Source organism: Lentzea sp. NPDC036949 (genome assembly GCF_055608075.1).
Map to the genome: position 1 here is coordinate 1,056,578 of NZ_JBVJRA010000001.1, position 24,503 is coordinate 1,081,080.

Below are 24,503 nucleotides of genomic sequence, written 5' to 3' on the forward strand. Positions count from 1 at the left end.
GGATGCCCGAGGACATGACCTTGCCGGGAAACCTGGTACCCGCGGCGCCGGTTGCCCAACCCGTCGAACCCCGTGACGCGGTCACCGTGGTGCTGCTGCGCGACGGTGCGGCCGGGGTGGAGGCGTTCCTGCTGCGGCGGGTGAAGGGGATGGCGTTCGCGGGCGGCATGACCGTGTTCCCCGGTGGTGGCGTGGACCCGCGCGACGCGGACACGTCGGTCGCGTGGGCCGGTCCGCCGCCGTCGTGGTGGGGGTCGGTGTTCGGGGTGGACGAGTCGCTCGCCCGCGCGTTCGTGTGCGCGGCGGTGCGGGAGACGTTCGAGGAGTCCGGTGTGCTGCTGGCGGGGCCGTCCCCGTCGACGGTCGTCGCGGACGCCTCGGTGTACGCGCAGGCCCGGCAGGACCTGGTCGACCGGAAGGTGTCGCTGGCGGAGTTCCTGGCGGCCGCCGGGCTGGTGCTGCGGGCGGACCTGCTGCGGCCGTGGGCCAACTGGGTGACTCCGCGCGAGGAGCCGCGCCGCTACGACACGCGGTTCTTCGTCGCGGCCCTGCCGACCGGTCAGCACGCCGACGGCGCCACGACCGAGGCGTCCGACGCGGCCTGGCAGACGCCCGCGGAAGCGGTCCAGGACGCCCAGGAGGGGCGCCGCATGCTCATGCCGCCGACCTGGCGGACGCTGGACGAGATCGGTGCGCTCGGCTCGGTCGCCGCGGTCATGGCCGAGGAGCGCAGCGTCGAGAAGATCATCCCCAAGCTGATCCGCGACGGTGACGTGGTCAGGGTGGTGCTCGGATGAGCGGGTCGCCGTTGATCGGGGCCCGTGCCGAGCACCCGCTGTACGGGCAGCTGCGCCAGGTCACCGCGCACGCGGCCGTGCTGCTGGCGGACAACCCGTCGCCGATGACGCTCGACGGCACCAACACGTGGCTGCTCAAGGCGCCGGACGCCGGGTCGTACGTCGTGGTCGACCCCGGTCCGCTCGACCCCGCGCACCTGGAGCGCATCGCGGCGGTCGGGCCGGTCTCCGAGGTCCTGCTGACCCACGGTCACCCCGACCACTCCGAGGGGGCGCGCTCGTTCGGAGAGTTCGTCGGGGCACCGGTGCGCGCGCTCGACCCGACGTTCGTCTTCGGGTCCGAGGGCCTGGTGGACGGTGACGTCGTCACCAGCTCCGGTCTGGAGCTGCGGGTGCTCGGCACACCGGGGCACACCAGCGACTCGCTGTGCTTCGTGCTCGACGGCGAGGCCGTGCTGACCGGGGACACGGTGCTGGGCCGCGGCACCACGATCGTCGCCCACCCCGACGGGAAGCTCGGCGACTACTTCGAGTCGCTGAAGGTGCTGGCGGACCTGCCGCCGGACACCGCGGTGCTGCCCGGCCACGGCCCCGAGCTCGCCGACGCCGGCGAGGCCGCGCGGGCCTACCTGGCGCACCGGACCCAGCGCCTGGAGCAGGTGCGCCGGGCCGTGGAGTCGCTGGGCGGCTCGCCCACGCCCCGGCAGGTCGTCGAGGTCGTCTACGCCGACGTCGACCGGGTGCTCTGGCCGGCCGCGGAGTGGTCGGTGCGGGCCCAGCTGGAGTACCTGCGCACCGGGTGAGACGCCGGTGCTCATGCGTCCTGGCCGCGCTCGTGCTCGCGAAAATTGTCAGGGGTGCTCGCTAACGTCCCTGCCATGGACCTCACCGCCACCACAGCCGAGCTCGCCGGCGCCGTCGCCGAGGTGGCGCGGCTGCTGCCCACCCGCGTGCTCGACCCCGTCCTCGCCGGCGTCCGGCTGCGGGCCTCCGCGACGGGGGTGGAGGTGGCGGGCAGCGACCACGAACACGCGGTGAGCCTGACGAAGCCCGCGTCCGCGCACACCGAGGGGGAGGTGCTGGTGCCCGCGAAGGCGCTCGCCGCCACCCTCCAGGCCCTCGACGAGCCGCAGGTCCGCCTGCGCGTCGAGGGCTCCCGGCTCGCGGTCCGCACCGGCCAGGCCCGCTTCGCCCTGCCGTTGCTCGACCTGCACGACCACCCCGGCATCCCGGCCCTGCCCCCGTTGCAGGGCACCGCGGCCGCCGAGCACCTGCGCGTCGTCGCCGCCGTGGCCGGTGCCGCCTCGAAGGACGACGCACTGCCGATCTTCACCGGCATCCGCGTCCAGTCCGACGCCGAGCACCTGCACGTCATGGCCACCGACCGCTACCGCATGGCCTACGCCAAGCTCCCGTGGCAGTCCGCCGGCTCCGTCGACGTCCTGGTCCCCGCCAAGGCCCTCGCCGAAGCCACCCGCCAGGCGGAGGGCCCCGTCGCCCTGCACGCCGACGCGGATCGCATCGGCCTCGCCTGGCACCAAAACTCCCTCTCCACCGCACTCCTGGCCGCCCCGTTCCCGGACGACCGAGCGCGCCGACTCCTGGAGACCACCATCGACAGCACCGTCCTGGTCGACGCCGACGCCCTGTCCCGCGCCGTGCGCCGCGCCACCCCCTACGGCGGCCCCCACCAGGCCGTCACCATCCAGGTCGAGGACAGCGAGCTGCGCGTCAAGAGCAGCGACCCGACCTCCGGCGAGGCCGAGGAGTTCGTCAAGGCCACCGTCGAGGGCGACCGCCTCACCAAGACCTTCCAGGCCCGCTACCTCGCCGACGCCCTGAAGGCCTTCGCGGGCCGCCGCATCGAACTCCGCATCCAGGACGGCCTCCGCTCCACCGTCCTGACCTCCCCGCCCGGCGAGGACGGCGTGGAGCTCACCTACCTGGTCGTGCCGATGCGCTCGGTGGCCTGACGGCGCCGTCAGGCCACCGAGCGCAGGGGCTTGAGCGTGGGGTCTGAGCGTGGGGTCTGAGCGCGGGGCGTGAGCGCGGGCACGGGGGCGCGAGCGCGGGGGCGTGGAGGCGCGGGCGTAGGGGCAGGGCACGACGAGCCTGGCCCGTTGGCGGTCGTGCGACGCTGCGGGCCTGCAGTCCAGGGTCGGCGCCACTCAGCGCGTCCTGGGACGCGCTCTGCTCGTCCTGGGGTGCGGCGCGCTCGCCCTGGAGTGCGGCCTGCCCACCCTCGGTGGCGGCCCGCCCGCCCCCTTCCCGCCCTGCCCCGCCTCGCTCGGCCCGCTCCGCCCGCCCGTCCCCGGCCTGGCCTGCCCGCCCCCTTCTCGCTCTGCCCCGCCTTGCCCCGCCTTGCCCCGCCTCGCTCGGCCCGCTCCGGCCCGCCCGTCCCCGGCCTGGCTCGCCCGTCCCGGGCCGTCCCCGTCCCTGGGCCGTCCCCGGCCTCGGCCTGCCCTGCCCCCCCGGCCCTGCCCGCCCCCGCGCGGCAGGCCCGCACCCTCACCCGGCCACCAGCCGCCCCCAACAACCCCCGAAATGCCGAAAGGCACGCCGTCCCCGGCGTGCCTCTCAACCACAACCTCCGGCCCCCACTCCGGGGACCCGTCCACCCCTCAGCGGGCCACGAGCTCCATTTCCGACCGCGCCGGCAGCGCATCCCCGGCCGGAACCCCGCGCCGCACGGTCTCGCGCAGCGCCCACACGGCCGCGGCGATCAGCAGACCGGCCACGCCGGAGGCGAGGAACGCGGGCCGCGTGCCGAAGTGCTCGATCAGCTGACCGGACAGGCCCTGTCCGATGGCAAGGCCGACGGTCACCGAGGTGATCACCCAGCCGAACGCCTCCGCAGCCATGCCGCTGGGCGTGACCTGCTCGATCGCGGCGGAGTGCGCGGTCGACTGGGGCGTGATCAGGGTGCCGACCACGAACAGCGCCAGGCCCAGCCCCACCAGCGACGCGGGGATCGCGAGCAGCAGCGACAGCAGGCCGAAGCCGCCGAGCAGCACCGGCAGGCGCAGGTGCATCGGGCGCGGCCACGGGCGCATGCCGTAGAGCACGCCGAAGATCACCGAGCTGATCGACCACAGCGACAGCATCAGGCCGCCCATCGCGGCGTGGCCCGTCGCCTTCGCGAAGGCCGGCACCGCCACCTCGACGAAACCGATGGTCACGCCGAAGCCGAGCGCGGCCAGCGCCACCGTGCGCATGCCGGGGTAGGCGAACGCACCGAGCAGCGGCCGCGGGGCCTGGACGACTGGGCCCCACTCGCGCACGACCGGGTTGGTCGCGAACCACAGGGCGCCGACGACCATCAGCACCGAGCCGACGACCACGCCGGTGCCCGCCCAGGGCGCCGCCAGCAGCAGGCCCGCGAGACCCGGTCCGAGGATGAAGAAGACCTCCATCGAGATGGCCTCGTAGGCGTAGCCCGCCATCCGCGTCGGGCCGGCGGGGACCATCCGCTCCCACAGCGCCCGCGACGCCGAGCCCACCATCGGCTCGGTCGCGCCGACGCCGAGGGCCAGCGGGACCAGCAGGAGCACCGGCAGGCCGGCCTCGACAGCGATCACGGAGGCGGTCACGAAGAGGGTGAAGAGCGCGGTCACGGTCATCAGCGGGCGGGTGGGACCGAAGCGGTCCATCAACCGGCCCTGCACGACCGAGCCCATCGCCACGCCCACCAGCGCCGCCGCCGACACGAGACCGGCGACCGCGAACGAACCCGTGGCGCGCTCCACGTAGAGCAGCAGCGAGAGCCCGACCATCGCGATGGGGAGGCGGGCGAGCAGGGACGCGACCACGGGGCCGCGCATGCCGGGGGTCGTCAGGGCAGCACGGTAGTCGGACAGGCGGGCAGAGTGGGACATGTGTACCAGTATGACAAAGGTGGTACGGAAGTACCAGTTTGGGTGCGCGGTGTCACCACGGTTGCGGTTCGGTCACAGGAATGGGATGACCGGGTGAAAGATGCAGCCAAAACCACCCGAACGAGGTCCCTGAGGGTGAAAAGGCTTGAGTCCCACGGTAGGGGCCGTGCGAAAGTTGACTCGTCGATCGAAAGACCAACCTCCGGCCAGAGGGTCGGGGCCTGCGCGCCGGAGGGTGGGAAGGCACGGTTCGTCGGGGGATGGGCCGTGCAGCACAAAGGACCGGTGCGCCACGTCGGGGGTGGCGCCCGGTCCTTTGTCCGTCGAACTGCTGAAGTCCTAGCGTGCGCGGCGCGCCAGGCGCTCCGGGTCCAGGATCAGCACGCTCTTGCCCTCCAGCCGCAGCCACCCGCGGTGCGCGAAGTCGGCCAGGGCCTTGTTCACGGTCTCGCGGGACGCGCCGACGAACTGGGCGATCTCCTCCTGCGTCAGGTCGTGCGTGACGCGGAGCAGACCGGCCTCCTGCGAGCCGAAGCGCTGCGCGAGCTGCAGCAACGCCTTGGCGACGCGGCCGGGCACGTCCGTGAAGATCAGGTCGGCCAGCATCGAGTTCGTCCTGCGCAGCCTGCGGGCCAGTGCCCTCAGCAGCTGCTCGGCGATCTCCGGCCGGTTGGTGATCCACTGACGGAGCGCGGGGCGGTCCATGGATACCGCGCGCACCTCGGTCACCGTCGTCGCGGTCGACGTGCGGGGGCCGGGGTCGAAAATGGACAGTTCACCGAACATGTCGGAGGGCCCGAAGATCCCCAACAGGTTCTCGCGGCCGTCCGGCGACTTGCGGCCGATCTTCACCTTGCCGGACTGGATGATGTATAGGCGGTCGCCCGGCTCACCCTCCGCGAAGATCACATGGCCACGCGGGAACTCCACCGTCTCCAGGGTCTGCGCCAGCGCCTCTGCGGCTGCCGGGTCAACTCCCTGGAAGATGCCCGCTCGCGCCAGGGTCTCGTCCACCTCGTCCCTCCTAATCGACGCGACGGCACGCCTACCACCATCTTTGGTGGAGTCAGCGCCGTGCCGCCGATCACTGCGTTGCAGTCTAAGGGCTGTGTAGTGGATCGCCGTTCGGCTCGCCGTCTCGCTGGGAACAACTCGACTGACTCGATCCAGAGCCCAACGAACCAGTCTACGCCATTCGGGTGCCTGGTCGGCACCCGCCCGCTAGCGGACGCGCTTGCGCACGCTGCCGCGACCGCGGCGGCGCAGGCGGAACAGCTCCAGCGCGCGACCGATGCCGTGTCCGTAGAGCGCCTTGACCTCGTCGGGCCGGGCGGACTCCAGGAACTCCTCGACCTCGTTCTCCTGCACGGCCACGTGCCGGAGCTTCGCTTCCACGCGCTCCATGAAGAGCGCGAAGAACATGATCACGATCGGGACGACGATCACAAACCAGGCAGTCATGATGCTCCGCAGTCTGGCGCATGGGGGATTCGAGCACGGATCTAGGGGGTGGTCGCGGCGTGTTGACTACTCTGGATCAGTGCCCGCAACCAAGAAACCGGAAACCAAACTCGGCCTGACCCGCAGGGCCCGCCGGATGGTGCGCACGCTTGCCGAGGGATATCCCGACGCCCACTGCGAGCTGGACTTCACCACGCCGCTCGAACTGGTCGTGGCAGTCGTGCTGTCCGCGCAGTGCACCGACAAGAAGGTCAACGAGGTCACTCCCGCGCTCTTCGCGAAGTACCCGACGGCCGCCGACTACGCCGGAGCCGACCGGGTGGAACTCGAGGAGATGATCCGCCCCACCGGCTTCTACCGGAACAAGGCGTCATCCCTCCTGGGTCTCGGTGCCGCTCTCGTGGAGCAGCACGACGGTGTGGTTCCCGGCAGCATGGAGGAGCTGGTCAAGCTCCCCGGTGTAGGACGCAAGACGGCCAACGTGGTTCTCGGCAACGCCTTCGATGTGCCGGGGCTCACAGTCGACACCCACTTCGGCCGGCTCGTGCGCCGCTGGGGGTGGACCGAGGAGGAGGACGCGGTCAAGGTCGAGTACGCGATCGGTGAGCTGATCGAGAAGCGCGACTGGACCATGGCCTCGCACTGGATCGTCTTCCACGGCCGCCGCGTGTGCCACGCCAAGACCCCCGCGTGCGGGGCCTGCCTGCTGATGAAGGACTGCCCGTCGTACGGCCTGGGTCCCGAGGACCCGGTGAAGGCCGCGAAGCTCGTGAAGGGCGACGAGAAGCCGCACCTGGTCGAGCTCGCCGAGCGGGTGCGGGCCGGTGAGAAGCTGGTGGGGTGAACAACCGCACCCGCTGGCTGGTCCTCGTGCTCGTCCTCGGCGTCGCCGGGGTCGTCGCGCTGTGGCCGCGCGATGACGCGCGGGAGCAGCCCGTCCGGTCGAACCGCCCGCCGCAGGACGTGGTGGCGTTGCGCGCGCAGGCCCAGCTGCGGCCGTGCGTGCCGGGCGGTGCGGGCGGCGTCGGCGTGACGTGCCTGCGCGACGGCACCCGGACGGACCTCGCGCTCAAGGGCCCGCTCCTGATCAACTTCTGGGCGACCTGGTGCCAGCCGTGCCAGAAGGAGCTTCCGGTGCTGGACGCCTACGCGGAGCAACCGAACGCCGTCCCGGTCGTCCCAGTTCTCGTGGAGAGCACCGAGGCCGACGGCCTGGAGCTGCTCGCCAAGCTGGGCGTGCGGCTGCCGTCGGTCCACGACGGGGCGGACGAGCTGCGCAAGCGGGTGAAGGCGCCGATCACGTTGCCGGCCACGTATTACATATCAGCGGACGGCGCGGTCCGGTTGATCACGGACCCGCCGGTGTTCACGGCGCCGGAACAGGTGGAGAAGGCGGTGCGATGAGCGAGGCGACCGAGCTGGGAACAACCGGGCTGGGAGCGACCGAGCTGCCGGACTGGATGCAGCGGCTCGTCAAGGCGACCGAGGAGATCGACGCCACGGCGTTCACCCGGATCAAGCCCCCCGCGTCCGGCGGCAGGCCCGCGGCGGTGCTCATGCTCTTCGGCGACAACGCCGACCACGGCCCGGACGTCCTGCTGCTGCGCCGCTCGGACACGCTGGGCTCGCACCCCGGTCAGGTCGCGTTCCCCGGCGGGGCCGCCGACCCGACCGACGACGGACCCGTGGCCACCGCATTACGCGAGGCTTACGAGGAGACAGGTGTACTTGGGACAGGAGTGAGACCACTGGTCGTGATGCCGGAGCTGTACGTGCCGGTGTCCGGTTTCGTGGTCACCCCCGTGCTCGCCTACTGGGAACAGCCGAGCCCCGTCGCCCCCGTCGACCCGGCCGAGACCGCCGCCGTCGCACGGGTGCCGGTCGCACACCTCGCCGACCCCGCCAACAGGTTCCGGGTGCGCCACCCCGCGGGCTACGTCGGAGCGGCCTTCTCCGCGCCGGGCATGCTGGTGTGGGGCTTCACCGCGGGACTGCTGAACGGCCTGATCGCACTCGGTGGCTGGGAACAGCCGTGGGATGCGACCGATGTGCGCGACCTTGAACTAGCGTTGCGCGCTACACAGTGAGGCGGAGGTAGTCGGTTGAACTGGGTTGACCTGCTCGTGCTGGGCCTTGCCGCGATCGCCGCGGTGTCGGGGGCCAGGCAGGGCATGGTCGTCGCGCTGCCCGCGTTCGTCGGTGTGCTCGTCGGCCTGATCCTCGGCACCCAGATCGCACCGATGCTCGTGTCCCAGTTCGAGAACGTGGTGACCAAGGTCGTCTTCGCGGTGGGCATCGTCGTGCTGCTGGTGGCGCTCGGCGAGACGATCGGCGTCTACATCGGCCGGACGATCAAGGCGCGGGTCAACGCCTCCCCGTTGCGCGGCGCGGACAACGCGCTGGGCGCCATCGTGCAGGGCATCGTCGTCTTCGTCGTGGCCTGGATGATCGCCCTGCCGCTGACCTCGGTCGCGGGCCTGCCCGACCTGACCGCGTCGCTGCGCAACTCGGTGATCCTCGGCAAGGTCAACGAGACCATGCCGCAGGCCGCTCGCGTGCTGTCCGACGACCTGCAGAAGCTGTTCGACGTCTCCGGCTTCCCGCAGGCGATGGACCCGTTCAACCGCACCCCGCTGAAGGACGTCAGCCCACCCGACCAGGCGCTGGCGAGCTCCCCGGTGGTGAACCGGCTGAAGTCCTCGGTGCTGAAGGTCCGCGGCCGTGCCCCGTCCTGCTCCCGCGCGCTGGAGGGCACCGGTTTCGTGATCGCCCCCGAGCGCGTCATGACCAACGCCCACGTCGTCGCCGGCACCAACGAGGTGACGGTCGAGGTCGGCCGCGGCCAGTTCGACGCCACCGTCGTCCTCTACGACCCCAAGGTCGACGTCGCCATCCTCGCGGTCCCCGACCTGGAGGCCGCGCCGCTGCAGTTCCGCTCCGACGAAGTGCAGGCCGGTGAGGACGGCATCGTGCTGGGCTACCCCCTCGACGGCCCCTACCTCGCCAAGTCCGCCCGTGTCCGCGAACGCATCCCGCTGCTGCGCGGCCCGGACATCTACGACGCGCAGACCGTGACCCGCGACGTCTACACCGTCCGCGCCGAGGTCCGCTCCGGCAACTCCGGCGGCCCCCTGGTCGACCCGAACGGCCGGGTGATGGGCGTGGTGTTCGGCGCGGCGGTCGACGACCCGGAGACCGGGTTCGTGCTCACGGCGCAGCAGGTCAAGGAAATTGTGCAGAAGGCTCCGACGCTGACCCGGCGGGCCTCCACGCAAGGTTGTGCCTCGTAGCGATCCCGTCGAGCACGTAGCCGAGGCCCACCTCGAACCTGTGCGCGGGATCGGTGTCACTCGACTCGTGCATGACCCTGGCGAGCGTCGGGAACCGGCCGGTGGCGAGCATCCGCTGCATGTAGGGGCCGGACGCGCGCTGCCACTGCTCCTCGGTCATGCCGCTGGACCGTTCCGCGCGCAGTTCGGTGATCTCGCCGCGGACGGCCCCGAAGACGTACGCCATCACCGCGCCGACCGCGCCGAGCACCTGGTCGATGTCGTCGAACCGGACCGTGGCGAGCGTGGTCTCCAGGTGCGTGAGCGCGTTCGGGCCCTGGTGCGGGCGGTTGCTGAGCAGGTCGATGAACCACTCGTGCCGCTTCGTCGCGTCCCGGATGCCGTGCGCGACGTGCCGCAGACCCTCGCGCCAGCCGGCCGATGACGGCGGCGGCGTGATCTCGCCGTAGACCTCGTCGACCATGAGGTCGAGCAGTTCGTCCTTGGTCTCCACGTAGCCGTACAGGCGCATCGGGCCGGCGTTGAGGGCGGCGGCGACCTTGCGGAACGACACCTCGTCGAGCCCGCCCGCGTCGGCGAGCCTGATCGCGGCGCTCACGATCAGGTCCCTGCTCAACGGGGTCGGTGACGGCTTGCCGGGCGGCTCCGGCCGCTCCCACACGGGTTCGTTCGACATCGGACTGGACAATACAGCGTCTCTTGCCGATACAGTGTATTGACAGATACGGCGTATCGGAGGGTGGGCGTGATGAGGACGCAGGTCGTGGTGGTCGGGGGCGGGCTGGCGGGTACCTCGGCCGCGTTGTTCCTGGCGTGGCGCGGGGTGGACGTGGTGCTCGTCGAGAAGCACCCGGGCAGCTCACCGCACCCGCGGGCGGTCGGTTTCAACGCGCGGGTCGGTGAGCTGCTGCGGGCGGTCGGCATGGGGGACGAGCTGCCGCGCAGCCGGATGACCAGGGGTTTCGGCGTGCGGCGGGTGCGGGCGGAGAGCCTGGTCGGGAAGAAGTACGACGAGACGTTCTGGACGCCACCGGCTCAGCTCACGGACGTCGAGCACTCGCCGGTCAGGGGCGTCGGCGCGGCGCAGGACGTGATGGAGCCGATCCTGCGCGACAAGGCGCGCGCGTTCGGCGCGGACATCCGGATGAGCACCCGGATGCTGGAGTTCTCCCAGGACGACGACGGCGTCACGGCGGTCGTGCAGGGTGACGGGGAGCCGTACGAGATCCGCGCCGACTACCTCGTCGCGGCCGACGGCCACCGCAGCCCGATCCGCGAACAGCTCGGCATCACCCGCACCGGTCGCGGATACATGCACACGTCGCGCAGCGTCTTGTTCCGCGCACCGCTGGACGAGTACCTGAAGGACGGCATCGGCCAGTTCGTGATCGACGACGTCGGCTTCCTCACGACCTACGGCGACGGCCGCTGGGTGCTGATGCTCGACGACCGCGAGTACACCGAGCCGGAGCTGCGGCAGAAGGTCTTCCAGGCCATCGGCCGCGACGACCTCGACGTCGAGGTCATCACCACCGGCCGGTGGACCATCAGCGCGAACGTCGCCGACCGGTTCAGCCGGGGCAGGGTCTTCCTCGCCGGCGACGCCGCGCACACGTTGCCGCCCAGCCGCGGCGGGTTCGGGGCGAACGTCGGCATCGAGGACGCGCACAACCTCGCCTGGAAGCTCGCCGCCGTGCTGGACGGCACGTCACGACCGTCCCTGCTGGACACCTACGACGCGGAACGGCGGCCCGTCGCGACCCTGTGCCACCAGCAGATCTTCGCGCGCAACGACGGCCACAACCGCGGCGGTGAACCGGAGGACGCGCCGCTGTACGACAACGACGCCATGCACTTCGGCGTGCTCTACCGCTCGGCGGCGGTGCTCGGGGCGGGCGAGGAACTGCCGCCAGCCCGGCTCCCCGAGCAGTGGAACGGCCAGCCCGGCACGCGCGCCCCGCACCTGTGGATCGAGCCGGGGAAGTCCACGTTGGACCTGTTCCAACGCGGCTGGGTGCTGGTGGCGAACGACCCGCTGTGGGCGGACGCGGCCGAACCGCTGGGCGTGCGGTACGAACCCGTCGAGGCGCTCGACGCGTTCGGGCTGTCCGGCAAGGGCGCGTCGCTCGTCCGCCCGGACGGCTACATCGCCTGGCGCGCGACCGAGCTGCCGGACGACCCGGCGGCGGAGCTGGCGGCGGCGTTCAGGACGACCTCTGCAGGAACTCGGTGAGCAGGCGGCTCGTGGTGTGCGGCGCCTCCTGGTTCGGGAAGTGCCCCACCTCGGGCAGCGAGCGGAACTCCGAGCCGGGACCGAGCCACGGCAGGGACGCGCGGGCTGTGGACTCCAGCACCACCGCGTCCAGCTCGCCGTGGATCTGGAGCACCGGCACCGGCAACGGCTTGTCGACCGCCTCGGCGAAGCGGCGGCCGTCGCCGCGCAGCTGGGACCGCACGGCCCAGCGGTAGTACTCCATCGCGCTGTGCGCCACGCCCTGCACGAGCATCGCCTGCCGGCAGCGGCGGACGACCTCGTCGAACTCCGGTGCCGACCGGTACTTCGGGCCCGACCACGCCGACAGCAGCTTGGCCACCTGCAGGCCGTTCTCCCTGGTCAGCAGGCGTTCCGGGTAGAGCGGGAGCTGGAACTGCAGCACGTGCCGGTTCAGCCGGCCCAGTCGGCGGAACGTGCGGCGCAACGCCAGCGGGTGCGGGGCCGACAGCGCGGACACCGACGACACCAGCCGCGGGTGCATGGCGCCGGCCGTCCACGCCAGCAGGCCGCCCCACGCGTGGCCCACCAGGTGCGCGCGGGGGGCGCCGAGCGCCTTGACCAGACCCGCGATGTCACCCGCGAGGGTGAACCCGTCGTACCCGCGCGGGGGTTTGTCCGAGTCGCCGTAGCCGCGCAGGTCGACGGCCACGGCGCGGTACCCGGCCTCGGCGAGCGCGGTCAGCTGGTGCCGCCACGACCACCAGAACTCGGGGAACCCGTGCAGCAGCAGCACGAGGGGTCCCTCGCCGAGCTCGGCGACGTGCAGGCGGATGCCGTTGGCCGAGACGTCGCGGTGCGTCCACGGCCCCGCGACCCGCACCACCGACGGGTCGGGTTTGCGGCTCAGTTGTCGTCGCCCCTGCCGTGAGAGTCACGGTTGCGCAGTGCGGCCACGGTGTCCTTGGCCGCCGCGATCGACCGCTCCGGCGCCCTGATCTTGCGGACCTTCCGGTAACCGAGGAACGCGAACAGCCCCGCGGTGACGAGCATCAGCAGGAAGGTCAGCCCGAAGCCGGCCCAGGCGTACCAGCCGAACCACTCGGTGAACCCGAAGCCGAGCGCCATGAACAAGAAGAACAGGCTGAACAGCAGCACCGTCAGCGCGACGATGAAGAAAACACTGCCCCTGAGCGCCTTCTTGACCTCGGCGGCGAGCTCGCCCTTCGCGAGCTCGACCTCTGCTCTGACCAAAGTCGACACGTGCGCGGTCGCGTCGCGGACCAGGCCGCCGATCGAGGCCTCGGCCGCGGGGTCGTCAGCGGTCAGCGGAATCGACGCGATGTGCTCCCTGGTGGTCACCCGGACATGGTGCCATGCGCCCGGCTCCGGCGAATGAGCAACACCGCCGCGAGCAGCGACGCGATCATCGAGGCGAGCAGGACGGCGGCCTTCGCGGTCTCCGGTTCCGGCAGCGACAGCTCCGCGATCAGCAGGCTGACGGTGAACCCGACCCCGCCCAGCGTCGCCACCGCCACGATGTCGCGCGGCCCCGCCCCGGCCGGCCAGACCGCCGCCTTGAACCACACCGCGAGCGCCGACGCCCCCACGATCCCGATCACCTTGCCGACGACGAGCCCGACCACCACACCGATCGCGATCTTGTCCTCGAAGAGCTTGCCGAACGCCTCCGCGCCGACCGGCACACCCGCCGCGAACAGCGCGAACACCGGTACCGCCACGCCCGCCGACCACGGCTGCAACCGGTGTTCGAGGCGCACGGCCGGCGCGTGCTGCTCGTACGGGTCGCGCTTGACCCGCGTCAGCAGCGCGAGCGAGACACCGGCGATCGTGGCGTGGATGCCCGACTCGTGCATGAACCACCAGGTGGCCAGCGCGATCGGCACGTACAGCAACGGCGTGGTGATCCTCTTGTGCTGGAGGAACCAGTACAGCGCCAGCAGCGCCACCACGGCACCCGCCGCCAGCAGGTTGAACTGCGCCGTGAACAGGACAGCGATCACCACGATCGCGCCCAGGTCGTCGACCACCGCGAGCGAGAGCAGGAAGACCCGCAGGCTCGACGGCAGTCCCGACGCCGTCAGCGCGAGCACCCCGAGCGCGAACGCGATGTCCGTGGCCACCGGGATCGCCCAGGCCTTCTCGATCCCCGGCTGCCCCCACCCGATCGACAACGCGATCAGCGCCGGCACGACCATGCCGCCGACCGCCGCGATGATCGGCAGGGCCGCGGCCTTGATGTTCGAGAGCTCGCCGACGACGAGCTCGCGCTTGAGCTCAAGGCCGGCCACGAAGAAGAAGACGGCCAGCAGACCGTCCTTGGCCCAGTCGCCGACGGACAACGGCCCGAGGTGCAGGTCGCGCAGCCCGAAGTAGGCGGGTGCCCACGGCGAGTTGGCCCACAGCAGGGCGATCGCGGTGGCGCCGAGCAGAACGGTGCCACCGACGGTCTCGGTGCGGAGGTAACGGGCGAACTCGGCGACGACGGCCTTCTTGCGCGACACGGGGCTCCCAGGGCGGTCTGCGGGCACGACAAATCCTCGTGCCGACCAGACTTCCCGGCTCACCCTGCCGCAACCTTAACGCGAACGGGCGTCCCCCGAAGAGGACGCCCGTCACGTTTGCGCAGATCAGTATCAGTCCTCCGACTTGCCCGACTGCAGGCCCGCCGAGATCAGGTCCATCACCGACGAGTCCGCGAGCGTCGTCACGTCGCCGACCGCGCGGTTCTCCGCCACGTCGCGCAGCAGGCGGCGCATGATCTTGCCCGAGCGCGTCTTCGGCAGCTCCGGCACGACCATGATCTGCCGCGGCTTCGCGATCGGGCCGATCTCCTTGGCCACGTGGTCGCGCAGCGCCTTGATCGCCTCCGCGCCACCGGCGTCGGCACCCGCGCCACCGCGCAGGATCACGAACGCCACGATGCCCTGGCCGGTCGTGTCGTCGGACGCGCCGACGACCGCGGCCTCGGCCACGGTCGGGTGCGACACGAGCGCCGACTCGACCTCGGTGGTCGAGATGCGGTGGCCCGACACGTTCATCACGTCGTCGACGCGGCCGAGCAGCCACAGGTCGCCGTCGGCGTCGTACTTGGCACCGTCACCGGCGAAGTAGTAGCCCTGGTCCTTGAAGCGCGACCAGTACGTGTCGCGGTAGCGCTCGTCGTCGCCCCAGATGCCGCGCAGCATCGACGGCCACGGCTCGTCGAGCACCAGGTAGCCACCGCCGCCGTGCTCGACCTCGACACCCTCGTCGTTGACGACCTTCGCGCCGATGCCGGGCAGCGGGCGCTGCGCGGAACCGGGCTTGGTCGCGACGACACCGGGCAGCGGCGAGATCATGATCGCGCCGGTCTCGGTCTGCCACCACGTGTCCACGATCGGCGCCTTGCCGCCACCGACGTTCTCGCGGTACCACATCCACGCCTCGGGGTTGATCGGCTCGCCGACCGAGCCCAGCACCCGCAGCGACGACAGGTCGTACCTGGCCGGGATGTCCGCGCCCCACTTCATGAAGGTGCGGATCAGCGTCGGCGCCGTGTAGTAGATGGAGACGCCGTACTTCTGCACGATGTCCCAGTGCCGGCCCTCGTCCGGGGTGTTCGGCGTGCCCTCGTAGACGACCTGCGTCACGCGGTTCGACAGCGGTCCGTAGACGATGTAGCTGTGGCCGGTGACCCAGCCGATGTCCGCGGTGCACCAGTAGACGTCGGTGTCCGGCTTGAGGTCGAACACGTTGTGGTGCGTGTACGACGCCTGCGTGAGGTAGCCGCCGGACGTGTGCAGGATGCCCTTCGGCTTCCCCGTGGTGCCCGAGGTGTAGAGGATGAAGAGCGGGTGCTCGGAGTCGAACGCCTCCGGGGTGTGCTGGTCGGACTGCGCGTCCACCAGCTCGTGCCACCACACGTCCCTGTCGGTCCACGCGACCTCGGTGTCGGTGCGCTTGACGACGACGACCTTCTCCACCGACGGCGCGCCCGCGACGGCCTCGTCGACGGCCGGCTTGAGCGGGGCCGGGTTGCCGCGGCGGTACTGGCCGTCGGTCGTGATGACGAGCCGGGCCTCGGAGTCCTGGATGCGGGTGCGCAGCGCCTCGGCGGAGAAGCCGCCGAACACGACGTTGTGCAACGCGCCGACGCGGGCGCAGGCGAGCATCGCGAAGATCGCCTCGGGGATCATCGGCATGTAGATCGCGACGCGGTCCTGCGCGCCGATGCCCAGCGAGGTCAACGCGTTCGCGGCCTTGGAGACCTCGCGCTGCAGCTCGGCGTAGGTGATGGCGCGGGAGTCGCCGGGCTCGCCCTCCCAGTGGATCGCGACCTGCTCGCCGTGGCCGGACTCGACGTGGCGGTCGACGCAGTTGTAGGCGACGTTGAGCTTGCCGCCCACGAACCACTTCGCGAACGGCGCGTCCGACCAGTCGAGCACCTGGTCCCACCTCGTGTCCCAGTGCAGCCGTTCCGCCTGCTTCGCCCAGAACGCCTCGCGGTCGGCCTTCGCCTCCTCGTACAGCGCGGGCTGTGCGTTCGCCTGTGCCGCGAACTCGTCGGAAGGCGGGAACGTCCTGCTCTCCGTGAGCAGGTTGTCCAGGGCGTTGCCCTGGCCTGGCGACTGCGTCATGGTGCGAGACCTCCTGGAAAGTCCAGACCTGTTCGGGATGCGGGTACTGACCGTAGTGCGAGCCAGCTCACTCCAACAGGCTCCTCCCCTGAAAGGTTCAGACCAATCTTGGGAGGTTGGTTACACGGCTGTCACTGTGTAACCCGTTTTGTCTGGTCCAGGCACGTGTGGCGCGTTGAACGGGCGAAGTTGCGCGCTCAACGGTCGCCCAGTGAGCTGGGTCACGCGTTTCACCTGGTCAGGTACTCTGCGCGACCGTGACCGATCCCCTCGCCCCGCTGCTTTCCCTGCCCGGTGTCGCAGACGCCGCGAACGCGGCCAAGGACGCCGTTTTCCAGGTGCACCGCCATCGGGTGAACCTGCGCGGCTGGGCCACGACCGCGGCCGAGGCGTCCGTCCGCGCGGCACGGGCGTCGGCGGCGCTGGAGGGCGGCCCGACCGAGATCCCGGAGTCCGGCGAGGTCTCCGACCCGGTGCTCGCGGGCTCGCTGCGGATCGCGGAGGCGCTCGGCGGCCTGGTCGCCGTCTGGCAGCGCGCACCGCTGCAGGCGCTGGCGCGGCTGCACGTCCTCGCCGCGGCGGACCTGACCCCGGAGGTCGGCCGGCCGCGCGTCGCACAGGACGTGTCGCAGCGGCTCGACCTGCTCGGCTCGCTCGTCACCGGTGGCACCTCGGTGCCCGCGCCCGTGCTCGTCGCGGTCGTGCACGGCGAACTGCTCGGCCTGGCCCCGTTCGACGTCGCGAACGGCGTGGTGGCCCGCGCCGCCGCCCGGCTGACGTCGATCTCCACCGGCCTCGACCCCAAGGGCCTCGGCGTGCCGGAGGTGGCGTGCCTGCGCCGGTCGGCGGAGTACGAGGCGGCGTCCGTGGCGTTCGCGTCGGGCGAACTGGAAGGCCTGGCGCAGTGGATCCTGTTCGTGTGCTCGTCGCTGGAGGCGGGCGCCCGCGAGGCCAGGAGCATCGCGGACGCCGCGCTCACCGGATGACGTCGGCCAGGACCTCGGCGGCCCGCACCGCGTCCTCGTCGGTCACGTAGAGCGGCGCGAACCCGAACCGCAGGACGTCCGGCGGCCGGTGGTCGCCGATGACACCTCGCGCGATCAGCTCGTGCATCACGGCCTTGGCGTCCGGGCAGCGCACGGAGATCTGGTTGCCGCGCCGCTCCGGCGTGATCACCTCCAGGTCCGTGAGCTCCTCGACCCGCTCGCGGAACACCGCGGTGAGCCGGAGCCCGCGCTCGCGCAGCTCGGCGAGGTCCACGTCGTCCCACACGTCCAGCGCCGCGTCGAGCGCCAGCATCGACAGGATGTCCGGCGTGCCGACCCGTGCCCGCGCGATGCCCGGATCGGGCTCGTAGGACGACTTCATGCCGAACGGCTCGCGGTGCCCGTTCCACCCCGACAGCGGGTTCTCGAACGTGGCCTGCTTCGCGTGCGGCACGTAGATGAACGCCGGCGAGCCGGGCCCGCCGTTGAGGAACTTGTAGGTGCAGCCGACCGCGAAGTCGACTTGGAGCTCGTCCAAGGCGATCGGCAGCACGCCCGCGCTGTGGCAGAGGTCCCACACCACCTGCGCGCCGGCCGCGTGCACCTGCTCGGTGAGCGCCTTCATGTCGTGCAGCTCGCCGGTGCGGTAGTCGACCTGGTTGAGCAACACCACCGCGGTGTCCCCGGTGAGGTCCAAAGAGGACGGATGTGCGGCCCGGACCTTGAGGCCCGTCAACGAGGCCACGGACTCCGCGATGTAACCGTCGGTCGGGAACGTCGCCTCGTCGACCACGACCTCGCCGTGCTCGGTGCCCTTCACCGCACCCATCAACGCCTTGAACACGTTGACCGACGTGGAGTCGCCGACCACGACCTGCCCCGGTGCGGCCCCGACCAGCCGGCCGATCCGGTCACCGATCCGTTGCGGCGCCTCCCACCAGCCCTCGGACCACGACCGGATCAGCCGCGTTCCCCACTGGTGCGCAACGACCTCCTGCATCCGGGCGGCGACGTGCGTCGGCGGTGCGCCGAGGGAGTTGCCGTCGAGGTAGATGACGCCTTCGGGGAGGTCGAACAGCTCACGCTTCACTGAGGTCTCCAAAGCAGAAGCCCGATTGGTTCGGGAAGGTGGGGTCCGGGCAACCATCCGGATCGTCTCCCGCTGTGACGAATGCAGTACGCTGTGTTTCGTGCGAACGGCGTACAAGTGCCGGGCGTATCCGAGTGCAGAACAGATCACCGGGCTGGTCCGCACCTTCGGGTGTGTCCGCCTGGTGTGGAACAAGACTTTGAGCGAACGGCAGAGCCGTTACCGTCTGCATGGCGCTTCCACCTCGTATCGAGAAACCGATGCTGCTTTGACCCGGTGGAAACGCACTGAGGAGCTGGCCTTCCTGAGTGAGGTGTCCTCCGTTCCGTTGCAGCAAACCCTGCGTCACCAACATGCGGCATTCGCGAACTTCTTCGCGGGACGCGCCCGTCGTCCGAGGTTCAAGTCTCGAACCGGTCGTCAGAGTGCGCACTACACCCGGTCGGCGTTCCGCATGCGCGAAGGTGTCCTGACCCTGGCGAAGACCAACGCGTCCTTGGCATTCGTCTGGTCGTACGACGAGGTGGACTTGGCCACTCTCGATCCCACGACGGTGGTGGTCTCTCGAGATTCCGATGACCGCTGGTATGTGACATTCGCAGTCGAGGCGGATGTGCGCGCACCTGTCGCGTCGACGGTGTGCGAGGTCGGTGTTGATCTCGGCGTCACGAACTTCCTGGTGACCAGTGACGGCGAGCGGATCGCCAATCCGCGGCATTTCGCCCACAAGGCGCGGAACTTGGCCCGGTACCAACGCCGGATGGCTCGGTGTCGGCCCGGCAGCAACAACAGGCGCAAGGCGAAGGTCAAAGTCGCTCGTGCTCATGGCAAAGTCCGCGACAGTCGCAAAGATTTCCTGCACCGCACCACGACCGCACTTGTGCGCAAAGCCGCTCTGATCGCCATCGAGGACCTGTCGATCGGAAACCTGATGCGCAACCGCCGGCTTTCCCGCGCTATCGCCGACGCGGGCTGGGGCGAGTTTCGGAGACAGCTGGAGTACAAGTGCCAACGTGCCGGCCGCACGTTGGTGGTGATCAACCGTTGGTACCCGTCCAGCAAGACCTGTTCCACCTGTGGTCACCGGCTCGTCGAGCTGGAGCTTTCCACCCGGCACTGGACGTGCCCGACCTGTCGCACCCGGCACGACCGGGACCACAACGCGGCGAAGAACATCCTTGCGGCTGGTCGAGCCGTAGCCCGGGCAACGCCGGGCGATGCCTGCGGAGCTGATGTCAGACGGCAAGGGGTTTCCCCTCCGCGATCAGCGGTGAAACAGGAAGCCCGTGCCGCGAGGCACAGCGCTTGAGCGCTGTCCGCCTCACGGCGGGTGGGAGTCCGCGTCCCTGGGACGAGGGCGAAGTCAAACGTAGCTCCTCGCGGTCCACAGCTCCGGGAACACCGCTCGTTGGGTGCGCTTCTCCAGCCATGCAACACCGGCGGACCCACCCGTGCCCACCTTCGCGCCCATCGAACGGCGGGTCGCGAGCAGGTGGTCGTAGCGCCAGCGCGCGAACTCCTCCGCGATGTCGGTCAGCGCCTCGCCGAGCTCCAGCAGGTCGCGGTCGTCGCCGCGGTAGATCGCCGCCCACACCTGCTCCACCTCGGCGGACGGCTCGTAGGCCTTGGTGAGGTCGCGGTCGAGCACCTCGGCGGGGATGCCGAAACCGCGGCGCTTCAAGGCCGCGAGCACGTCGTCGTAGAGCGACGGCTTCGACAGCGACTCCTCCAGCTGCGCGTGCATCGCGGGCACGGCGCGGTGCGGCACGAGCATCGACGCCGACTTCTCGCCGAGCAGGAACTCCACCTCGCGGTACATGCCCGACTGGAAGCCGGAGCCCTCGCCCAAGGCGTCGCGGAAGGAGTTGAACTCGGTCGGCGTCATCCGCGCGATCGGGCGCCATGCCGCGGACAGCGCCTGGAGGTGCAGGTCGGAGCGGCGCAACGTGCGCACGGCAGCGCGCAGGTCGTCGGCGCGCAGCTCGGTCTGGGCCTGGCGCCACTCGAAGCAGAGCAGGCCGAAGTACAGCTCCATCACCTGCGTGATGACCAGGAACGACATCTCACGGGGATCTTTGGACCACTGCTGTTGAAGGGTGTGCAGCACCGACGCGTGCACGTAGTCCTCGTACGGCGTGGTGCCGCCGAAATCCAGCTTGGGGGACACGGGGCAGCTCATGCCCTCAATCCTGGCTCGAAGTGCGCGTCACCTGAATGGGCGTCGAAAGGCGTTCGACGCGAATCTCTGCCAATCGCAAAGCAAAGAGCCGAGTAGCTTTGCGTTCATGTTGGACGACGTGGACAAGGCCCTGTTGGAGGCGCTCCAAGAGGATGCGCGCCTGTCGTACAACGAGCTGGCGCGGCGGGTGCACGTGTCACCGCCGACGGTCGCTCAGCGCGTGCGGCGGTTGGAGAACATGGGTGCGATCACCGGCTATCGCGCCGTGGTCGACCCGACTGTCGTGGGGCGTCCGGTCGTCGCGTTGGTGCGCATGAAGTGCTACGGGCCGCGGTGCATCACCGTGCACCCCGAGCTGCTGGACGACCTGCCGGAGGTCGTGGAGGTCGTGCGGCTCACCGGTGACATCTGCTCGGTGGTGAAGGTCGTCACCACGTCCATCCTTGAGCTGGAACGCCTGCTGGTCCGGTTGGCGTCGCACGGTGAGACGTCCAGCGCAATGGTGCTGTCCACGCCGATCCCGTGGCGTCCGGTGCTGCCGGGATAAGTGGAATCTCAGATTCAAATTAAGCTAGCCTCGGTCGGGTGAGGCTGACGAAGAGCACGGACATCGCGCTGCGGATCGTGATGAGGCTTGCCGTCGTGGACGGCTCGGAGCACCCGACCACACGGGACGTCGCCGCGGTCATGGGCGTGCAGTACACCCATGCGGCGAAGGTCGTGGCGCAGCTGCAGCACCTCGGTGTCGTGGAGGCGCGACGCGGCCGGGGCGGTGGCCTGACGCTCACCGCGCAGGGCCGGGCCGTGTCGATCGGCCGGCTGATGCGCGAGCTGGAAGGCGTCGGGGACGTCGTGGACTGCGAGGGCGAGCTGCGGTGCCCGCTCAGCTCGGCCTGCCGGTTGCGCCACGCCCTGCGCCAGGCGCAGGAGGCGTTCTACGCCTCGCTCGACCCGTTGTCCGTCGGAGACCTCGTCGCCCGGCCCACCGGTCCGGTTCTGCTCAGCCTGGGGCTGAAGTGAGGAGCACGTCGATGCTGTCGGAGAAGTCCGCCGAGCTGGTCGAGGCCACGTTGCCCGCGGTCGGCGCCGCCATCGGCGAGATCAGCACGCTCTTCTACCGGCGCATGTTCGCCGAGCACCCGATCCTGCTGCGGGACGTGTTCAACCGCGGCAACCAGGCCAACGGCACCCAGGCCCAGGCGCTCGCCGGGTCGGTCGCGGCCTTCGCGTCCGGCCTGCTCGCCGGGCAGCGGCCCGACGCGATGCTGCGCCGCATCGCCCACAAGCACGTCTCGGTCGGCGTCACGCCCGGTCAGTACGCGGTGGTGCACAAGCACCTCCTCGGTGCCGTCGCCGAGGTCCTGGCCGTGTCGGACGAGGTCGCCGCCGCCTGGAGCGAGGTCTACTGGCTGATGGCCGACACGCTGATCGGCCTGGAGCGGTTCCTGCCCACGGGCCAGCAGGACCACCGGGTGATCGCCCGCTTCCAGGAGACCGACGACGTGGTGACGTTCGTGGTCAGACCGGTCGACGGGCCGGTGCCGGCGAGCCAGCCCGGTCAGTACGTGTCGGTGCAGGTCCCGCTGCCCGACGGTGCCCGGCAGATCCGCCAGTACAGCCTTTCCGGGCGCACCGACGACGCGTTGCAGTTCTCCGTGAAGCGTGACGGCGAGGTGTCGAACCACCTGCACGACCACGCGCCGGTGGGCAGCACGCTGCGGCTGAGCCAGCCGGCCGGTGACGTGACGCTCCAGCCCGGCGACGGCCCGGTGCTGCTCGCCTCGGCCGGCATCGGCTGCACGCCCATGATCTCGATGCTCGCCGAGCTCGCGGCCACCGGCTCACCGCGGCGGGTCATCGCCGTGCACGGCGACCGCGACCAGCTCAGCCACCCGTTCCGCGCCGGTCTCGGCCAGCTCGTGGCGAAGCTCGCCGACGGGCAGGCGCACGTCTTCTACGAGCGGCCGATCGGGGAGTGGCCGGCCGAGCGGACCGGGTTCGTCGACCTGAGCGGCATCGAGGTCCCGCCGGACACGACCGCGTACCTGTGCGGGCCGGTGCCGTTCCTGCGCGCGGTGCGGGCCCAGCTCCTCGTCGCAGGTGTCACCGACGTCCACTACGAGGTGTTCGGGCCGGACCTCGTGTCAGCCGGCTAGCCGGTCCAGCGCGTCGCGGACGTGGCCCTTGCTGTCCTCCAGCGCGGCGGCCGCCCGTTCGGTCGGCACCCCGGACAGCAGGTGCACCAGCGCGACCTTGAGGTCACCGGACGAGTCCACGAGCGCCTTCTCGCAGGCGTTCTCGGGCAGTCCGGTGGCCTCGTGCAGGATCCGGATCGTCCGCCCGCGCAGCTTGGCGTTGGTGGCGCGCATGCTGACCATCAGGTTCGAGTAGGTGCGACCGAGCTTGACCATCACCGCCGTCGAGAACGAGGTCAGCACCAGCTTCTGCGCCGAACCCGCCTTCATCCGCGTCGACCCGGCGATCGCCTCCTGCCCGGTGTCGAGCGCGACCAGCACGTCCGGTGTGATCGGCACGGCGGCGTTGTTGGAGATCAGCACCGTGTGGGCGCCGAGCGCCTGCGCCTCCTGCAGCGCACCGATCACGAACGGCGTGCGCCCGGACGCCGTGATGCCCACGACCAGGTCCCCGGCGGTGGCGTGGCGGCGGATCTGGGCGGCACCGGAGTGGTCCTCGACCTCCTCGACCGCGCGGACCAGCGCCTCCGGTCCACCGGCGTGGTGGGCGACGAACCAGTCGGACGGCGCGTTGAACGTGGGCACCAGCTCGGCGGCGTCCAGCGTGGCCAGCCGCCCGGAGGTGCCGGCGCCGACGTAGTGCACCCGGCCGCCGGCCGAGATCGCGGCGACGCCGAGGTCGACCGCGCGCGCCAGCTCCGGCAGCACCGCGGCGACCGCGGCGGGGACCGTGCGGTCCTCGTCGTTGATCATCCGCAGCACGTCGATCGTGGGAACCCGGTCGATGTCGGCCGTGCGCGGGTTCCGCCCTTCGGTCGGAGACTCCACGTGCACCACCACACCGTTCCGGGGCGAGGTCATTTAGTCGTCTCCCGCGGCCGCCGGCGTCCGTCCGGTCTGGCTCCGAGCCGGTGGCCGGACACCGCCTCGTAGGTCGCCTCCAGCGCCGTCTTCGCCGTGTCCACGTGGTGCTGGGCGACGCCGATGAACAGGCAGTCGATCACGGTCAGCTGGGCGATGCGGCTCGCCATCGCACCCGAGCGGAACGTGGTCTCGCGCGCCGCCGTGGTCAGCACGTGGTCGGAGACCTCGGTGATCGGCGAGCGCGGGAAGTTCGTCAGCGCCACGGTGGTGGCCCCGGTCTCGCGGGCCACCCGCAGCGCCTCGACGGTCTCCGAGGTGGAGCCGGTGTGCGAGATGCCCACCGCCACGTCCGCCTCGGTCAGCACCGCGGCCGAGGTCAGCGCGATGTGCGTGTCGTTCCACGCGAAGCAGGTCAGCCCGATGCGGTGCAGCTTCTGCTGGAGGTCGAACGCCACGAACGCGCTGGCGCCGAAGCCGTAGACGTCCACGCGGCGTGCGCCCGCGACGGCCTCGACGACCTTCGCGAGCGACTCCACGTCCAGCTGTTCCGCCGTCTCCTCGACGGCGCGGGCATCGGCGAACGCGACCTTGCCGACGACCTGGCGGAGGTCGTCGCCGGGGCCGATGTCGCCGCCCATGTCGTGGTTGGCCCTGGCCTGGCTGCGGGCGGTGTCCGCGGCCAGCGCGATGCGCAGCTCCGGGTAGCCGCCGACGCCGATGGCCTTGCAGAACCGCGTCACCGTGGTCTCGCTGGTGCCCGCCTGCTCGGCGACCTCGGTGATGCTGCGGTGAGCGACCGTGGCCGGGTTCTCCAGCACCACCTTGGCGACGCGCTGCTCGGCGCGCGCGAGACCCGGCAGCAACGACCGGATCTTCACCAGCGGACTGGACTCGGCACTGCTCTCAGTGGACAC

General features: G+C 70.9%; 25 protein-coding genes. 13 read left to right on the forward strand and 12 right to left on the reverse strand.

What is annotated here, in order from left to right; all coding sequences use genetic code 11:
- Positions 1-2 precede the first annotated feature (2 nt).
- From ACZ7CD_RS05380 to dnaN, 3 genes are all read left to right on the forward strand, one after another.
- Complete coding sequence (locus ACZ7CD_RS05380) at positions 3-797, forward strand: NUDIX hydrolase (RefSeq protein ID WP_470369638.1); 795 nt, start codon at positions 3-5, stop codon at positions 795-797.
- Positions 794-1,600: an MBL fold metallo-hydrolase gene (locus ACZ7CD_RS05385; protein ID WP_470378345.1), complete on the forward strand. Its 807-nt coding sequence runs from the start codon at positions 794-796 to the stop codon at positions 1,598-1,600. Before ACZ7CD_RS05380 ends, ACZ7CD_RS05385 begins: the two co-directional genes overlap by 4 nt.
- Positions 1,601-1,675: 75 nt before the next feature.
- Entirely contained in the window at positions 1,676-2,770 is a 1,095-nt protein-coding gene (gene dnaN / locus ACZ7CD_RS05390; protein WP_470378346.1) for a DNA polymerase III subunit beta, read from the forward strand.
- A 648-nt stretch (positions 2,771-3,418) separates the two neighbouring features.
- Here dnaN and ACZ7CD_RS05395 read toward each other — a convergent pair.
- The 3 genes from ACZ7CD_RS05395 to ACZ7CD_RS05405 all read right to left on the reverse strand — a co-directional run bounded on the left by ACZ7CD_RS05395 (position 3,419) and on the right by ACZ7CD_RS05405 (position 6,133).
- Positions 3,419-4,672, reverse strand: a complete 1,254-nt coding sequence (locus tag ACZ7CD_RS05395; protein ID WP_360385086.1) for an MFS transporter — start codon at positions 4,670-4,672, stop codon at positions 3,419-3,421.
- A gap of 339 nt (positions 4,673-5,011) precedes the next feature.
- On the reverse strand, positions 5,012-5,686 hold the full coding sequence (locus ACZ7CD_RS05400; RefSeq protein WP_030469453.1) for a Crp/Fnr family transcriptional regulator: 675 nt from the start codon (positions 5,684-5,686) through the stop codon (positions 5,012-5,014).
- 207 nt (positions 5,687-5,893) lie between these two features.
- On the reverse strand, positions 5,894-6,133 hold the full coding sequence (locus ACZ7CD_RS05405; protein WP_109630982.1) for a hypothetical protein: 240 nt from the start codon (positions 6,131-6,133) through the stop codon (positions 5,894-5,896).
- A 136-nt stretch (positions 6,134-6,269) separates the two neighbouring features.
- On the opposite strand from ACZ7CD_RS05405, the gene nth reads away from it, so the two are divergent.
- From nth to ACZ7CD_RS05425, 4 genes are read left to right on the forward strand one after another with little or no spacing between them, the layout of a single operon-like run.
- The gene (gene nth, locus ACZ7CD_RS05410) at positions 6,270-6,977 is read left to right on the forward strand and encodes an endonuclease III (protein ID WP_360386595.1); all 708 of its coding nucleotides are present in this window, start codon (positions 6,270-6,272) and stop codon (positions 6,975-6,977) included.
- Entirely contained in the window at positions 6,974-7,537 is a 564-nt protein-coding gene (locus ACZ7CD_RS05415) for a TlpA family protein disulfide reductase (RefSeq protein WP_470376063.1), read from the forward strand. The genes nth and ACZ7CD_RS05415 overlap by 4 nt, the downstream gene beginning before the upstream one ends.
- Positions 7,534-8,220: an NUDIX hydrolase gene (locus ACZ7CD_RS05420; protein WP_470378347.1), complete on the forward strand. Its 687-nt coding sequence runs from the start codon at positions 7,534-7,536 to the stop codon at positions 8,218-8,220. Before ACZ7CD_RS05415 ends, ACZ7CD_RS05420 begins: the two co-directional genes overlap by 4 nt.
- A 15-nt stretch (positions 8,221-8,235) precedes the next feature.
- A complete protein-coding gene (locus ACZ7CD_RS05425; protein ID WP_360385092.1) occupies positions 8,236-9,423 on the forward strand; it encodes a MarP family serine protease in 1,188 nt (395 codons plus the stop codon).
- Here ACZ7CD_RS05425 and ACZ7CD_RS05430 read toward each other — a convergent pair.
- Positions 9,356-10,099 carry a TetR/AcrR family transcriptional regulator gene (locus tag ACZ7CD_RS05430; RefSeq protein WP_470378348.1) on the reverse strand — a complete coding sequence of 248 codons (744 nt, stop codon included), beginning with the start codon at positions 10,097-10,099 and terminating at the stop codon, positions 9,356-9,358. The two genes, ACZ7CD_RS05425 and ACZ7CD_RS05430, sit on opposite strands and share 68 nt — an antisense overlap.
- Before the next feature lie 72 nt (positions 10,100-10,171).
- On the opposite strand from ACZ7CD_RS05430, the gene ACZ7CD_RS05435 reads away from it, so the two are divergent.
- Positions 10,172-11,656 (forward strand): FAD-dependent oxidoreductase, encoded by a 1,485-nt coding sequence (locus ACZ7CD_RS05435; RefSeq protein ID WP_470376066.1) that lies wholly within the window; start codon positions 10,172-10,174, stop codon positions 11,654-11,656.
- Here ACZ7CD_RS05435 and ACZ7CD_RS05440 read toward each other — a convergent pair.
- The 4 genes from ACZ7CD_RS05440 to acs all read right to left on the reverse strand — a co-directional run bounded on the left by ACZ7CD_RS05440 (position 11,628) and on the right by acs (position 16,275).
- Positions 11,628-12,545, reverse strand: coding sequence for an alpha/beta fold hydrolase (locus tag ACZ7CD_RS05440; protein WP_470378400.1), 918 nt, complete (start codon positions 12,543-12,545; stop codon positions 11,628-11,630). The two genes, ACZ7CD_RS05435 and ACZ7CD_RS05440, sit on opposite strands and share 29 nt — an antisense overlap.
- Complete coding sequence (locus ACZ7CD_RS05445) at positions 12,542-12,997, reverse strand: phage holin family protein (RefSeq protein ID WP_360385098.1); 456 nt, start codon at positions 12,995-12,997, stop codon at positions 12,542-12,544. The genes ACZ7CD_RS05440 and ACZ7CD_RS05445 overlap by 4 nt, the downstream gene beginning before the upstream one ends.
- Positions 12,994-14,160 (reverse strand): Na+/H+ antiporter NhaA, encoded by a 1,167-nt coding sequence (gene nhaA / locus ACZ7CD_RS05450; protein WP_470376067.1) that lies wholly within the window; start codon positions 14,158-14,160, stop codon positions 12,994-12,996. Before nhaA ends, ACZ7CD_RS05445 begins: the two co-directional genes overlap by 4 nt.
- Before the next feature lie 132 nt (positions 14,161-14,292).
- Complete coding sequence (gene acs / locus ACZ7CD_RS05455; protein WP_470378349.1) at positions 14,293-16,275, reverse strand: acetate--CoA ligase; 1,983 nt, start codon at positions 16,273-16,275, stop codon at positions 14,293-14,295.
- Between the two features lie 257 nt (positions 16,276-16,532).
- Between acs and ACZ7CD_RS05460 the strand changes: the two genes are divergently transcribed.
- Entirely contained in the window at positions 16,533-17,261 is a 729-nt protein-coding gene (locus ACZ7CD_RS05460; RefSeq protein WP_360385104.1) for an oxidoreductase, read from the forward strand.
- On the opposite strand, the gene kynU is transcribed toward ACZ7CD_RS05460, so the two are convergent.
- Positions 17,251-18,351 carry a kynureninase gene (gene kynU, locus ACZ7CD_RS05465; protein WP_470378350.1) on the reverse strand — a complete coding sequence of 367 codons (1,101 nt, stop codon included), beginning with the start codon at positions 18,349-18,351 and terminating at the stop codon, positions 17,251-17,253. The genes ACZ7CD_RS05460 and kynU overlap by 11 nt on opposite strands.
- A gap of 100 nt (positions 18,352-18,451) precedes the next feature.
- On the opposite strand from kynU, the gene ACZ7CD_RS05470 reads away from it, so the two are divergent.
- Positions 18,452-19,660: an RNA-guided endonuclease InsQ/TnpB family protein gene (locus tag ACZ7CD_RS05470; RefSeq protein WP_360385108.1), complete on the forward strand. Its 1,209-nt coding sequence runs from the start codon at positions 18,452-18,454 to the stop codon at positions 19,658-19,660.
- Between the two features lie 54 nt (positions 19,661-19,714).
- On the opposite strand, the gene ACZ7CD_RS05475 is transcribed toward ACZ7CD_RS05470, so the two are convergent.
- Entirely contained in the window at positions 19,715-20,530 is an 816-nt protein-coding gene (locus tag ACZ7CD_RS05475) for a tryptophan 2,3-dioxygenase (protein WP_360385110.1), read from the reverse strand.
- 106 nt (positions 20,531-20,636) lie between these two features.
- Between ACZ7CD_RS05475 and ACZ7CD_RS05480 the strand changes: the two genes are divergently transcribed.
- From ACZ7CD_RS05480 to ACZ7CD_RS05490, 3 genes are read left to right on the forward strand one after another with little or no spacing between them, the layout of a single operon-like run.
- Positions 20,637-21,077 (forward strand): Lrp/AsnC family transcriptional regulator, encoded by a 441-nt coding sequence (locus ACZ7CD_RS05480; protein ID WP_355559845.1) that lies wholly within the window; start codon positions 20,637-20,639, stop codon positions 21,075-21,077.
- Between the two features lie 38 nt (positions 21,078-21,115).
- A complete protein-coding gene (locus ACZ7CD_RS05485) occupies positions 21,116-21,550 on the forward strand; it encodes an RrF2 family transcriptional regulator (protein ID WP_360385112.1) in 435 nt (144 codons plus the stop codon).
- 11 nt (positions 21,551-21,561) lie between these two features.
- A complete protein-coding gene (locus ACZ7CD_RS05490) occupies positions 21,562-22,686 on the forward strand; it encodes a globin domain-containing protein (protein WP_360385114.1) in 1,125 nt (374 codons plus the stop codon).
- Here ACZ7CD_RS05490 and ACZ7CD_RS05495 read toward each other — a convergent pair.
- Together ACZ7CD_RS05495 and ACZ7CD_RS05500 are read right to left on the reverse strand one after the other, a co-directional pair.
- A complete protein-coding gene (locus ACZ7CD_RS05495; protein WP_470369632.1) occupies positions 22,675-23,586 on the reverse strand; it encodes an N-acetylmuramic acid 6-phosphate etherase in 912 nt (303 codons plus the stop codon). The two genes, ACZ7CD_RS05490 and ACZ7CD_RS05495, sit on opposite strands and share 12 nt — an antisense overlap.
- Entirely contained in the window at positions 23,583-24,503 is a 921-nt protein-coding gene (locus tag ACZ7CD_RS05500; protein ID WP_360385118.1) for a MurR/RpiR family transcriptional regulator, read from the reverse strand. Before ACZ7CD_RS05500 ends, ACZ7CD_RS05495 begins: the two co-directional genes overlap by 4 nt.